Source organism: Arthrobacter sp. NtRootA1, from assembly GCF_019976975.1.
In the GTDB taxonomy this organism is placed as follows: Bacteria; Actinomycetota; Actinomycetes; order Actinomycetales; family Micrococcaceae; genus Arthrobacter; species Arthrobacter aromaticivorans.
Genome location: NZ_AP024630.1, coordinates 3,763,994 through 3,777,736 on the forward strand (window position 1 = coordinate 3,763,994; position 13,743 = coordinate 3,777,736).

The 13,743-nt window shown below is 60.9% G+C and carries 9 protein-coding genes and 2 tRNA genes; 3 read left to right on the forward strand and 8 right to left on the reverse strand.

What is annotated here, in order from left to right; translation table 11 throughout:
• The first annotated feature begins 68 nt into the window (after positions 1-68).
• Positions 69-857 carry a PspA/IM30 family protein gene (locus LDN90_RS17070; RefSeq protein WP_216924066.1) on the forward strand — a complete coding sequence of 263 codons (789 nt, stop codon included), beginning with the start codon at positions 69-71 and terminating at the stop codon, positions 855-857.
• A 101-nt stretch (positions 858-958) separates the two neighbouring features.
• Here the strand turns inward: LDN90_RS17070 and LDN90_RS17075 are convergent, their stop codons facing one another.
• The 5 genes from LDN90_RS17075 to LDN90_RS17095 form a co-directional block, all read right to left on the reverse strand.
• On the reverse strand, positions 959-1,756 hold the full coding sequence (locus tag LDN90_RS17075; protein WP_216924067.1) for a GntR family transcriptional regulator: 798 nt from the start codon (positions 1,754-1,756) through the stop codon (positions 959-961).
• Positions 1,757-1,900: 144 nt separating this feature from the next.
• Positions 1,901-1,974, reverse strand: a tRNA-Met gene (locus LDN90_RS17080).
• Between the two features lie 222 nt (positions 1,975-2,196).
• Positions 2,197-2,270: transfer RNA gene (locus tag LDN90_RS17085), tRNA-Met, on the reverse strand.
• Positions 2,271-2,474: 204 nt separating this feature from the next.
• Positions 2,475-5,471, reverse strand: a complete 2,997-nt coding sequence (locus tag LDN90_RS17090; protein WP_223946438.1) for a UPF0182 family protein — start codon at positions 5,469-5,471, stop codon at positions 2,475-2,477.
• Between the two features lie 130 nt (positions 5,472-5,601).
• Entirely contained in the window at positions 5,602-6,738 is a 1,137-nt protein-coding gene (locus tag LDN90_RS17095) for a S16 family serine protease (RefSeq protein ID WP_216924069.1), read from the reverse strand.
• A gap of 211 nt (positions 6,739-6,949) precedes the next feature.
• Here LDN90_RS17095 and LDN90_RS17100 point away from each other — a divergent pair, with 211 nt between their 5' ends.
• Positions 6,950-8,416, forward strand: a complete 1,467-nt coding sequence (locus tag LDN90_RS17100) for a zinc-dependent metalloprotease (RefSeq protein ID WP_223946439.1) — start codon at positions 6,950-6,952, stop codon at positions 8,414-8,416.
• Between the two features lie 46 nt (positions 8,417-8,462).
• On the opposite strand, the gene LDN90_RS17105 is transcribed toward LDN90_RS17100, so the two are convergent.
• The 3 genes from LDN90_RS17105 to nudC are packed head-to-tail and all read right to left on the reverse strand — an operon-like array spanning position 8,463 to position 12,225.
• A complete protein-coding gene (locus LDN90_RS17105) occupies positions 8,463-9,107 on the reverse strand; it encodes a M48 family metallopeptidase (protein WP_223946440.1) in 645 nt (214 codons plus the stop codon).
• Positions 9,107-11,239: an ATP-dependent DNA helicase UvrD2 gene (locus LDN90_RS17110; protein WP_223946441.1), complete on the reverse strand. Its 2,133-nt coding sequence runs from the start codon at positions 11,237-11,239 to the stop codon at positions 9,107-9,109. The genes LDN90_RS17105 and LDN90_RS17110 overlap by 1 nt, the downstream gene beginning before the upstream one ends.
• On the reverse strand, positions 11,236-12,225 hold the full coding sequence (gene nudC, locus LDN90_RS17115) for an NAD(+) diphosphatase (protein ID WP_216924073.1): 990 nt from the start codon (positions 12,223-12,225) through the stop codon (positions 11,236-11,238). Before nudC ends, LDN90_RS17110 begins: the two co-directional genes overlap by 4 nt.
• Positions 12,226-12,404: 179 nt before the next feature.
• Between nudC and LDN90_RS17120 the strand changes: the two genes are divergently transcribed.
• A complete protein-coding gene (locus tag LDN90_RS17120; RefSeq protein ID WP_223946442.1) occupies positions 12,405-13,721 on the forward strand; it encodes a macrolide 2'-phosphotransferase in 1,317 nt (438 codons plus the stop codon).
• Positions 13,722-13,743 lie beyond the last annotated feature (22 nt).

A 13,743-nucleotide genomic window follows, 5' to 3' on the forward strand; every position in this document is an offset into this window, starting at 1 on the left:
CTAGGAGCGGTACAACAACTGATCACTGATTTCAGTGGCTTCCACTGAGCAGGACGAAAGGCAACACCATGGTTAAGCAGTCCATTTTCGGTCGGATCTCGCAGCTCGCCAAAGCAAACATCAACGCTTTGCTGGACCAGGCTGAGGACCCGCAGAAGATGCTGGACCAGATGGTCCGCGACTACACGAACAACATTGCTGAGGCCGAGTCCGCAGTGGCTCAGACCATCGGGAACCTCCGCATGCTGCAGGCCGACTACAACGAAGACGTCAAGAACGCCCAGGACTGGGGCAACAAAGCCCTTGCCGCGTCACGCAAGGCCGACGAATACCGTGCTGCCGGGGATACCGAGGATGCCACGAAATTCGATAATCTGGCCAAGGTTGCCATCCAACGCCAAATGACGGCAGAGTCCGAAGCCAGGGCCGCCGAGCCCAGCATTGCGTCCCAGACTGAGGTTGTGGACAAGCTCAAGAGCGGGCTTGACCAAATGAAGAACAAGCTCAACCAACTCACTGCCAAGCGCAATGAACTCGTGGCCCGTTCCAAGACCGCTGCTGCGCAGTCGCAGGTGCACGATGCCCTGAAGAGCATCGACATCATGGACCCCACGAGTGAAGTTGGCCGCTTCGAAGAGAAGATTCGCCGCGAGGAGGCCAAGGTCCTGGGCCAGCAGGAACTTGCTGCATCCAGCTTGGACGCCCAGTTCAACCAGCTGGAAGACCTTGGGGAGCAGACCGAAATTGAGGCGCGTCTGGCAGCTCTGAAGTCCGGCGGCAGCAAGCCTGCGATCGGGGCCGGTGCCCCTGCCTCCAGCGGTGCAACCATCGACGAAACCGACTTCGACAAGCTCTAACAACGTAGGGCATGGCAGCCCTTTGATGTTGCCTGAACCATGAAAACTGGCCGGATCCCTCTTCGGGGTCCGGCCATTTCGTTCTCTGTGCAGAACTTTGCCTACAGCGGGGAGGCCTCCAATGGATCCTGGCTGGGGCTGGCATCTGTGGCCACTTCAGCACGAATTTCGAAGCCCTTTGGGTGAAAATATGTCACAGTGCATTCCAGGACTTCACCGTGTGCTCCCAGCGTGGTCCTTTCCAAGCGCGGAACCATGGGAAATTCGCGGACATTCAGGGCATCAGCGAGGTGCTCCGGCGGGGCGTGCATCGTGACGTTGATTTCAGCACGCTGGAGGGGCTTGGATGTCCGGTCCTGGATCACCTGGTAGATGGAATTGCGCTCGGCGTCCGCGAGGCTGATGTGACGGCCAATGTGCGAGGGAATGAAGATCTCCGCGATGGCATAGGGCCAACCGCCGCTTGAATAGGAGCGACGGATCACGAGGACAAGGTTGTCATCGGATACCAGCTTGGCTGGCACCGACCTATCCTTCTCCATCCATTTGTATTCAATCAGGCCTTTGACAGTCTTCATTCCTGCCGCTGTGAACGTCTCCATGAAGGGCGCCAGGCGGTTCAGCATCCGTACCGGACGCTGGGCCATGACGAAAGTTCCCTTGCCCTGCCGGCGAACAAGCAGCCCCTTCACAACAAGGCTTTCTATCGCCTTGCGGACCGTAGTACGACTGATCCCGTACTCGTCCATCAATGATTCTTCGGTCGGGATCCGTGCGCCCGGTTCCAACCGGCTGACTTGATCCGTCAGTACGTCTGCAACCTGCTGGTAAACCGCTACAGGGCTGTTCCTCTGCAGGGCGTGTCGATCCAGGCCCTGGTTGTAGTCTTCCTTGACCATCCGGCCTTCCCATCCATTCCCGGCGTGCAGCCGTTCCGGATTTGATGCTAGCACCGGCACTGAACGCGAACACCGGCACGGCCGGGCCTGTGCCGCACAAACAAAAGGTCCGGATCAGTGAAACTGATCCGGACCTTTCTCCAGTTGCGGGGACAGGATTTGAACCTGTGACCTCTGGGTTATGAGCCCAGCGAGCTACCGAACTGCTCCACCCCGCGTCGCAAGAACAACTCTACCGCACCAGGCAGGGTGCTTATGACCATAATGGGTTGAAGGTGCTGCAGATCACGGCCCTGGGGTTGGCCAGCAAATGGTCGCCAGGCTCTGCGGCGAAATCGACCTTCCGAGCCTGCCCCTGACCCTGCGCCAACTCCGGCCCAAACACCCGGGGAATACAAAAGATCCGGACCAGTAAATACTGATCCGGATCTTTTCTCCAGTTGCGGGGACAGGATTTGAACCTGTGACCTCTGGGTTATGAGCCCAGCGAGCTACCGAACTGCTCCACCCCGCGTCGCAAGAACAACATTACCGTCCGGTGAATGACAGACCAAATCCTGGCGACGTGACGTGCATCTCCCCCGTCAATATCGCTCCCCCGGACGCCCAGCAGACCGCTTGCCCGAGGGGCTCCTCTAAATCGAAAGGGCCGTTGCCCGCTCCAGGAGGAGAGGACAACGGCCCTTCTAATCATGCGGCGTCAAACATTCACCGGGTACTAGCTGCTCGGTGAAGGCGACGGTGTGGCGCTGGGTGTAGCAGTCGGCGTCGCTGTCGGTTCGGGCGTTATGCCGAGACGGGTTTCAGCGTCGATCGCCCTCTTGAGAGCATCGGAGAGCTTCGCCTGCTGCTGGCCATAACCGGCAAAGTCTCCCTTTGCCAAAGCTCCTTGGCCATCCTGGATTGCCTTGTTGGCGTCGTCGAGAGCAGCCTTGAGGTCAGCCTTGGCATCGGTCGGGCCGGCAGGAGGCGTTGTGGTCCCAGGGGGTGTTGCGGGCGTCTGGCCATTGTTCTCAGAGTCGCCAGCCTTGGCACCGGAGTTACCGCCGAACAACTGGTCCAGGGCCTCATCCAAGGTAGCTGCAAAGCCGATCTTGTCACCGAATGCCACGAGGACCCGCTGCAGGGTGGGGTAAGAGGTCTCGCCTGTTGACTTCAGGTAGACGGGCTGGACGTAGAGTAGACCGCCACCGACGGGCAGGGTCAGCAGGTTGCCGTTCAAAACGTCCGAAGCGCCCTGACGCAGCAAGTTAAGCGCCTGGGAAACGGTGGGATCCGAGTTGAACTTGTTCTGCGCCTGTCCGGGGCCAGGAACCTGGGTGTCCGTTGGAAGTTGCAACAGCCTTAGTTTGCCGTAGCTGTCCGCCTTAACACCCTTGACATTCCCGGCATCGGAATCGGCGGCCAGGAATCCGTAGAGGATATTCCTTGCATTGCCGTTGACTGTTTGCGGGATGAACGAAGACGTCAGCTGGAACGCAGGCTTCTCCTGGTCAGGCATCTGCAAAGACATGTAGAACGGCGGCTGCTTGACTGCTTCCGAGACCGTTGGGTCGTTCGGAACACTCCAGGCATCGTTGTTCTGATAGAAGTTGTCTGGGTTGGTGACGTGGTAGCGACCCAGAAGTTCACGCTGGACCTTGAAAAGGTCCTCGGGGTAACGGACGTGGCTCATGAGGTCGCCAGACATCTCGCTGTAGGGCTTGATCGTGGTGGGGAACACCTTCTGCCAAGCCTTCAGGAGAGGATCCTGGTCGTCCCAGGCGTAGAGCGTGACCGAGCCGTCGTAGGCATCAACCGTGGCCTTGACCGAGTTGCGGATGTAATTCACCGAGCTGTTGGGCAGTGTCACCGTCCGGCCTGCGCTGGTCTGCGAATCAACGGTCGCGTTCTGCAACTGCTGGGGTTGGGAGTACGGGAAGTACTGGCTGGTGGTGTAACCATCAACGATCCACTTCACCCGACCATCCACGACGGCCGGATACGCGTTGCCATCCACGGTCAGGTAGGGAGCGAGCTTCTCAACCCGTTCGCGGGGATTGCGGTCGTAGAGAATCTGGGATTTCTCGTTCACGCCGTCCGAAAGCAACAAATCCGAGGACTGGAATTTGATGGAGTACAGAATGCGGTTGAGCCAGTTGCCTACATTGGGTCCGCCGTTGCCGGTGAAGGTGTATTGCGTCTCTCCCCCGCCTTCGCGTCCCGCTGGGCGGTCCTGTTCGCGATGCTGGGCACCTTCGGGAGCGCCAACGATCGAATATTCAGGAGAGTTCTCGCCGAAGTAGATGCGGGGTTCGTACGTGGTGTCATTGCCGAGAACGCCGTTGGACGGAATGCCTGATTGCAGGAATTCCGGCTTGCCATCAACGGTGAACTTATTGCCCTTCGCGGCGACCACACCATAACCGTGGGTGTAAACGATGTGCCGGTTGACCCAGGTCTGCTGGTTTGCGCTCAGGCCATCAGGGTTCAGCTCGCGAACAGCGATAACGGTGTCCTGTACTTTGCCGTCCACCGTGTAGCGGTCCACATTCAGCGTCTGCGGGAATTGATAGTACGGACGGTACTGCTCAAGCTGGGCGAACGCCGAGGAGATGAGGTTCGGGTCCAGCAGGCGGATGTTGGCCGCCGTCTGCGCGTCCTTTGCCAAAGCTCCGCTTGTAGCCGTTGTTGTGGCGTTATAGGCGGAGACATCAATCTTGTCCAAGCCGTAGGCTGCCCGGGTCATCTTGATATTGCGGTCAATAAACTCCCTTTCCAGGGTGTTCTCCGAAGGGCGCACCTGGAATTGCTGGATTACCCATGGGTAGACGCCACCAGCCAAGATAGCTGTGATGATCAGCATCGCGGTACCGATCACGGGCAGGCGCCAGCGGCCAATAACCGCAGCAATGATAAAGAGGATCGCAACCAAGCCCGCAGCAACCGCCAGGATGGCCTTGGTGGGCACAACGGCATTGACGTCCGTATACAGCGCACCTGCCCACCGTCCGGATGAGCTCTGCACAGTGGAGTACCTGTCCAGCCAGAAATTCACGCCAAGGAGCAACAGGAAGAATGCACCGGTTACGGCAATGTGGATTTGGGCGGCACGGCTGGTGAAAACACCACGCTCCATGAGCCGGATGCTTCCATACAGGTAATGCGTGAGGATGCCGGCAATGCCAGCCACTACGGCGATGCTGATGAGGAATCCGGTGACAAAGCCAAGGAACGGGAGCGACATCAGGTAGAAGCTGATGTCCAGATTGAACAACGGATCCGTTTGGCCGAAGGGCTCCTGGTTGAAGAAGAGGAGGACCTTCTGCCACTGGCTTGCCGCGGCGCTGCCGGCAAAGAGCCCGAACAGGATGGGAAGGCCAACCATGACGACGCGGCGGACAGGCTCAAGCTGGGCCTGGTAGCGGTTGAGGTTGTCACGTGACTCAGCATCCGGAGCATAGACCGGCCGGGCGTGGTACGCGATCCTGATGGCGAAGTAGACGGCAGCGAACATCATGGCGAAACCGACCAGGAACGTGACGATCCGGGCGAGGTTCTCACGGACATAAACTTCGAAGAAGCCGAGCTGCTGGTACCAGAGGACATCTGTCCATACATTGGCGAAGAAAATGAATCCAACGACGGCCACTGCCACGACGATGAGCGTCGGAGTCAGGGCACCTCGTCTCAGCGGCGATCTTCCGGGCGGGTTGGAGCTGGCGGGACGGGACAAACTCTGTACCTCATTGGTGGTCGTCAGTTAAAAGTCGGTGTGCGTGTGTTCGACGATCTCTGCCCCTGGGCGATGGCGGAGTCCGTCATATATGCCACGAGTGGCGGTGGAGCTAAGTTCCACCGCCAGTCTAGTTGTTGGTGCAGGTGGGAAGGCCCGCCGTGTCCTGTCCTGAACCGAGTCGTTCCACTGCCGCGGTGGCATCGGCCAAGGTTTCCACCTTCACCACCTGCAGGCCATCAGGAACGTGCCCTACGACGTCGCCGCAATTCGCGGCCGGAGCCAGGAACATCGTGGCTCCATGCTGGCGCGCTCCAATCATCTTCTGCGCAATGCCGCCGATGGCTCCCACTGCTCCATCGGCGGTGATGGTTCCGGTCCCGGCCACGTGCTTTCCTCCTGTGAGGTCCCCCGGCGTGAGATTGTCCACGATGCCCAGGGCAAACATCATTCCTGCGCTTGGACCCCCCACATTGTCCAAGGAAATTTTCACCTCAAACGGGAAAGTGAAGTCGCTGCCCAGGAGGATGCCCAGGACATAGCGGCCAGCCGGATTCTTGGTGGGCGTTATCGTTTCCGTGACTGCAGAACCGTTCCTGTCCACGACGAGGACCGCCGGGGTGCCGTTTCCGGCTGCCAGTTCAGCCTGGACCATGCTGAGGGAGGAGATCGGCTTTCCATTAATGGAGGTCAACCGGTCGCCCTCCTGAAGTTTCCCCACTGAAGGTGACGGATCCGACAGGCCCGCCACCTTGAGCCTCTGTTCAAAAGGGATGTCCAATTGCCGCAGCGCTGCGGCAACAGCGTTTTCCTGCGAAGTCTCCATGGCAATTTCGCCTTGCTGGACCGTCTCCTCCGCCGTCGTGCCTTTGGGATAGATCAATTCCTCGGGATAAACGGCTTTCGATTTGTCCAACCACGCCCGAAAGACCTCAAAAATAGTTGCAGGAGTCTTCGGCCCGCCCGCCATCACTACCGTCGTCAGGTCCAGGTTCCCCTTGGCCGGGAAGGACTCATGTCCCGAAATGCTGATGACCGGCTTGTCCCCATCCTGCCCCAACGTATTAAACGTCGGTCCGGCAGACTCAACAACGTAGGGAACCGGCAAAGCAGCCGCCCCGATCCCAAGTCCGAGTGCCAGCAGTCCCGAAACCACCATGATCATGTACCGGCCGCTGCCGGGAGGTTCCGGAGATTCCGGGGAGGAATCGGCGTCGGGCGTTTGACGCGGATCGAGCGAGCCCTCCGGGCTGGGCGAAGTAAGCATTGAGGCCTCTCTTTACCGGCATTGCGAAACCGGCATTTTGGCTCCTGCCGCTGGCCGCGGCGACGGGCACATACCAAACATCCACATTACGCGGTCGGACGTTGTGGGGATGCTTTGCCTACAGCGAACGACGCCGCACACAGGCAGACAGCCTTCCCACCGCGCGGTACGGTGAAAGTGATCACCAGCCAGTTCGACGATCGGCGGCACCATGACTTCCAACCCCAACAACCCGTCAGATGACGATGAGACGCCCAAGGACCCGCTGGCGGAAATGCTGCAGAACCTGATGGGCGGCCAAGGCATGGGCAACATCGATCCCGCCGAACTGGCCAAGGCCGCGGGGCTGCCCAACGATCCCCAGCTCCTGCAGCAAATGTTCGCACAGGTTCAGGCCATGATGAGCTCAACATCCGAGGGCCCGGTGAACTGGCAACTGGCCCATGAGAACGCACGACGCGTTGCGGCTTCCGGGAGCGATCCCTCGGTGAACGCCCAGCAGGCCCGGGACATCGATGAAGCACTCCGGCTAGCGGAACTATGGCTGGATCCGGTGACAGATCTTTCCGCCACCGGACTTATCGGCCGTGCGTGGTCCCGCGCCGAATGGGTTGAAGCAACGCTTGGAACGTGGAAGCGGCTGACTGAGCCAGTTGCCAACAGCATCGCCAATGCCTTGTCCAATGCCTTGACCCAGCAGATGCCCGAGGAAATGAAGTCCATGATGGGTGGTGCCTCGTCAATGCTCCAGAACATGGGCGGCGCCATATTCGGGATGCAATTGGGCCAGGCGATAGGCGCGCTCTCGGCCGAGGTAGTCAGCTCCACGGACATTGGTGTTCCCTTGGCTGACCTGGAGATGGCTCTGCTGCCGGCCAACGTCGCCAAGTTCGGCGAAGGACTCAGCCTCCCCGAAAATGATGTCCGGCTCTTCCTCGCCGTCCGCGAGGCAGCCCACGCCCGGTTGTTCGTTCAGGTCCCCTGGCTTCGCGGCCACTTGCTGGGCGCCATCGAAGCCTATGCACGAGGGATCCACATCGACATGTCCCGAATCGAGGATCTCGCGCGGGATCTGGATCCGGGCAATCCTGAAGGAATCCAGGAAGCCTTGTCCCAGGGTGTCTTCACTCCGGAGCGGACGCCTGTGCAGACCGCCGCTCTCGAAAAGCTCGAAACAGCGCTTGCCCTCGTGGAGGGTTGGGTAGATGAGCTCACTGCTGAAGCCACGGAAAAGGTACTGCCCTCGGCTACCGCCCTGCGCGAAACCGTCCGTCGTCGGCGTGCCACTGGCGGTCCTGCCGAACATGCCTTCTCGTCGCTTGTGGGGCTGGAACTGCGCCCCCGCAGGCTTCGGGAGGCCGCTACCCTGTGGGCAACCCTGAAGGCAGAACGCGGTATTGCAGGCAGGGATGCCATCTGGCACCACCCTGACCTGTTGCCCACCGGGGAAGACCTGGACGATCCCAAGGGCTTCTCCGAACGCCGCAGGCTCGCCGAGGCCAGCGACACCGAAGTTGACGATGCTCTGCAGAAGCTCTTGAGCGGTGGCTACGATGAGCCTGCGGACGCTGTGTCGGAGGACGCTGTGTCGGAGGACGCCGAACCGGAGGACGAAGACTCCCAGGACGACACCGGGCCTGACTCGGGCAGCGAAGACCCGAAGTCACCGTCCACCTGATCTCAGCAATGGTCGCCATGGATTTTCATGGCGGCCATTGTCGTCTCTAGCCCGTTGCCTCCGTGCCAGCGCTCGTTCCAGCAGATTGGTTGGCGTCACCGCTAATCCCATCACCGCTGATCCCGCGGGACGTCGCGAACGCGACCCCCTCCAGGAATGCTTTGGCGCGCTGTGTCTCCGGGTAGGCCTCAAGCAAGCGCCAAAACTGCGCGTTGTGTCCAGCTACCAACAAATGCGCCAGTTCGTGCAGGAGCACGTAGTCGATCACCCACTGCGGCATCGCCTGAAGCTTGTTCGAAAGCCGGATGGTTCCATCCGCTGGAGTGGCCGAGCCCCACCGTGAGTTCTGGTTCGTCACCCAGCGGACCGACGTCGGAACCGCCCGTCCTCCGAGGTAGGTGCGCGAAAGGTGCGCTGCATGCTGGGCAAGTGCCTCGTCCGTTGCAGGCCTGCGCCGATCTGGTTTACCCGCTCGACGCTCCCCTTGCCTCTGCAGCTTCGCAAGCATGCGCCGCACCCACTCGAGCTCCTGCGATTTGGTAAAACTTGCCGGAATCGCGACAACGGCATTACCGTCTTCCCAAAACGCAGCTACCGTTCGCCGGCGCCGGGCTGAGCGCCTGACGACTACCGGAGCGCCGTCGTCGGTGAGCATAGGAACGTCCGGCTGGCCGGCTGTTGGGCGCGGCATCAGAGGTTGGTGCTCTCGGCGAGGACTGCGAGGACGGCTTCGCCGTAGCGCTCGAGTTTGGAGGGCCCTACCCCCGCCAGTCCGGCCAATTCCTCCAGCGACGCCGGCCGGGCTTCGGCTATTGCGGTTAACGTGGCATCAGTGAAGACAACGTAGGCGGGAACGTCGGCAGATTGCGCTTCATCGCGCCGCCACTGCCTCAGGGCGTCGAAGGTCTGTTCCTCATACGTGGGCGGGCATTGGTTGCAGCGACCCACCTTCCTCTCGGCTCCGGAGGCAAGCATGCTTCCACACACCCTGCACGACGCCGGCGCGGCAGCTTTGCGGCGGGTGGAACCTGCCCGGCTCCTGGCGTTCGCAGACGCTACCGAATCCGGCCGGAGTCCATCGAGGAAGCGCGAGGGCTTGCGGTTGGCGCGGCCACCAGGAGTGCGCGCCGAAGACCACGACAGGTTCAGATGCTCACGCGCACGAGTGATCCCGACGTACAGCAGTCGGCGTTCTTCGTCCACGTCCTCCGGTGTGTCCGCGAAGGAGATAGGCATGAGTCCTTCGCTGAGGCCCACCAGGAAGACGGCATCCCATTCAAGGCCCTTTGCTGCGTGAAGGGAGGCAAGCGTTACACCCTGAACTGTGGGAGCATGTTGGGCCACCGAACGTTCCTGGAGCTCGTTGACGAACTCAGCCAAGGTGAAAGACTCTCCACGGCTGACTGACAACTCATCAGCCAAGGCCACCAAAGCGGCCAGGGATTCCCAACGCTCGCGAAGGGCTCCCCCGCTGTGGGGCGCGGATTCACTGTAGCCAAGGGAGGCAACGATGTCACGGACAATCTGGCCCAAAGGCTCCAGGGGGCCTTCCGCCACAGCCCTGGTTGCCGCACGCAGTTGCAGGATGGCATCCCGGACCTCCTTGCGGGCGAAGAACCTCTCTCCGCCGCGAAGTTGGTAACCGATCCCCGCCGACGCCAACGCTTGCTCGTAAGCTTCGGATTGCCCGTTGGTGCGGAACAATATGGCGATCTCGCTAGCCTTGACACCCGCGCTGAGTAGCTCCTGGATTCTGCCTGCAACAACCGCCGCCTCCGCTTCGTCGTCCGGACATTCCATGAACCGCGGTTCCGGGCCGGCCGGCCTTTGGGCGACAAGCTTGAGCGGAGGCGCCCACGCCGCATCGGCAACCGGTCCACCACTTCGGCGGGACCCGAGGAGATCATTGGCCAGCTTAACGACCTGTGGCGTGGACCTGTAGTCACGGATGAGCTTGACCACGGTGGCGCCTGGGTAGTGTGCCTTGAAATTCAAGAGATGTTTGGGTGAGGCTCCCGTAAAGGAGTAAATCGTCTGGCTGGCATCGCCCACCACGCACAATTCGTCACGACCACCCAACCAGAGGTCCAGGAGCCGCTGCTGAAGCGGGGAAACGTCCTGGTACTCGTCGACGACGAAGTGGCGGTATTGCTCCCTGACCGTCGCGGCCACCTTGGGATCCTCTTGGAGGATCCCGACCGTAATCAGCAGGACGTCTTCGAAGTCAATGACGTTGCGGTCAGTCTTAATATCCTCGTACGCCTGGAACACCCTGGACACAGCCGTGAGGTCGAAGCCTCCCGGAGTCCCGCGTCCTTGTGCATTCTCCAGGTAGTTGGCAGGGGTGAGCATAGAGACTTTTGCCCATTCAATCTCTGCAGCCAAGTCCCTGATGGACGCGCGATCAGTGCTGAGCCGAAGCCTGCGTGAGGCCTCAGCGATCATGTTGGCCTTGTGGTCCAGCAGGCTGGGCAGGGTACCGCCGATCGCCTGCGGCCAGAAGAACTGTAATTGCCTCAGGGCCGCAGCATGGAAAGTCCGCGCCTGGACATTGGCCACGCCAAGATCCCGAAGCCTGCTCCGCATTTCGGCCGCCGCCCTGGCTGTGAAGGTCACTGCCAGCAGCCTCTGCGGTGAGTAAACCCCCGAGTGCACTCCATAGGCGATGCGGTGCGTGATGGCGCGGGTCTTGCCTGTGCCTGCACCTGCAAGTACGCACAGGGGGCCAGTGAGAGTGCTGGCTACTTCACGTTGCTCATCATCCAAGCCGCTGAGGACTCGCTCCTCAAGTGAGCCACCGACGTCGAAAATTCCTCCTGTCACGGCTGGAGGTCTTCGATGACGCCGCCGTACCAATGCTCAATCAACGAGCGCGCAATCGACAGGCGCGTGGAGATGGTGATGTCGCCACTCAACACGGCCTCCTGCAACTCTTCCCGGCTGAACCACCGCGCGCGGGTGACCTCGACGCCGTCGGGGCGGGCAACGGCGTCGTTCGTTATCGCCGTAAAGCCCAACATGAGCGAGGCAGGGAAGGGCCACGACTGCGAACCGAGATACTGGCACGCTGTAACGCGGACACCTACTTCCTCGCCGATTTCACGGACAACAGCCTGCTCAAGCGATTCCCCGGGTTCAACAAATCCAGCCAGGGTGGAGTAGTTCCGGGCGTCGGCAGGCCCGCCGCCACCCAGCAGAAGCCGGCCATCAGGGCCAACGACAGTAACGATGATCGCCGGGTCTGTGCGCGGATAGTGCTCAGAGTTGTCCTGGGGACACCGCCGTACCCAGCCCCCGGATTCAATATCAGTTGGCGTGCCGCACTGCGGGCAATGGGTATGTGTCGCGTGCCAGTTGGAGATGGCACTCGCCTCGATGAACAAGGCGGTGTCAGTAGCATCGAGACGTCCGGCAACCTCCCGGAACCCGGCCAACTGCGTATCGGAAGGGATCAGAGCTGTCCCGGGCAAAGGCGGCTCAGCAACTGTAAACAGCAAAACAGGAGTACCCTCGGCCACGGACGAAGGCCGCAAGGTTGTACCCAGGTAGATAGCAGTCAAAGCGCCGGCTTTTGCTTCGCCGAGGGCAGCCCACAGTGGACCAGCGTCCCCGAACCATAGGCCGTCCCTGCTCACCAGCGCCTTGCGTTGGGAAATGACCATGGCCTTGGCCTCACCGGAGACGATCAGGTCCTCAACCATGCCAGGCTTCATGCGCTCATTTGAGCCTCGGTCCACCAACGCCGGGCGCACTGGAAGAACAGTTTCCATCAAGTGGTTGGCCAGCGCCGGAGACTCCGCATAACTCATGTATCTACCGTACTGATTCGCACCGACAAAGAACATTTGGATCGGCCGCATGTGCATATCGTGGCACTGCCGGCCGGTGAACGGACCGATGATCCACTTCTGCCTTGTTTTCGTGCGGATCTGAAGACTCGCCGCACTGCATCATGGCCATAGGCGCCACTCAATCTACCGTGGAAGACGTGAGAAGAACACCGCTCGAACTGGCCGCTGTAGCAACCGCGGCGGTGCCCGGACTGGCACCGACGGCTACAGCCTATTCCCCCGATGACGACGCCGACTTCGATTCGGCGTTGTTGCTCGACGCGGAAGGCAAGCGCTGGCGCGTCCGTTCGCCGCGTCATCCCGAGGCCAGTACCCGTCTCGAAACGGAATTCATGGTCTTGCGCGCCTTCGCGCCCGCCATCCGTGCCGAGCTTCCTTTCCATGTGCCAACCGTCGCCGGCACAGTCCGGCAGGGCGCCCTCACAACGTTCGTATACGCCCATCTGCAGGGTTCCACGTTGTCCATTGACGAGCTATCCGCCGGCAGTCCGGCTTTGGCCCGTGATATTGGCAATGCCCTTGCGGCCATCCACGACCTCCCCCTGGCACTGGTCAACAATGCAGATCTGCCTAGTTACTCGGCCAACGAGTTTCGGCAGCGCAAGCTCAACGAATTGGACCAGGCGGCCACTACCGGCAAGATTCCCGCAATTTTGCTGCGTCGCTGGGAACATGCCCTCGAGGACGTCGCACTATGGCGATTCAACCCCTCGGTGGTTCATGGCGACCTCCACGAAGACAACCTGATGGTCCAGGACGATACTGTGACGGCCTTGACAGGATGGACTGATCTCCGCATCGGTGATCCAGCAGATGATTTCGCCTGGCTGGTGGCGTCCAACGAAGCCTCGTTTGTTGAGGCCGTGCTGAGCCGGTATACCGAGGCGCGCCGGGACACGCCCGACGCCCATCTGCTTCGACGGGCCGCTTTGCTGGCTGAATTCGCGTTGGCCCAGTACCTGGTGAAGGCAATGGCCGTTGGACACGAGGACATGACGACCGAGGCAGTATCGATGCTGCAGTCCCTTGCGGACGACATCGAAGAGCAAGCCCGGCATGACGAGGCCGCCCTGGCCGCCGAACAGGCAGCAGCAGCTGACGCCGAGGCAGAAGGCGCAGCACTACAGGAGGCCTCGAATCACTCGACGAACGCCCGGCAGCCTGCCGTTACCGTCGTGGCGATTCCCGACGCCGGGACGCCAGTCTCAGTGACGCCCGTACCGCCCACATCGTCGAAGGAAGTCCCCCACGCCGGAGTGCCTGACGCCGAAGCGCCTGACAAGGAAGCGGCTGACAAGGAAGCACCTGGCAAGGAAGCAGCATCAGACGCGGATGCTGGAAGCGCGTCTGAGAAGCTGGCGGAAGAATCCACCTCCCGGCCTCAGGATGACGCGTCGACTGCAGCTTTGAATGTTGTCACTGTGACACCGCTGCATGCCGGCGGGCGTTCCTAGACCAGCGCTTCTCCAGGACTCC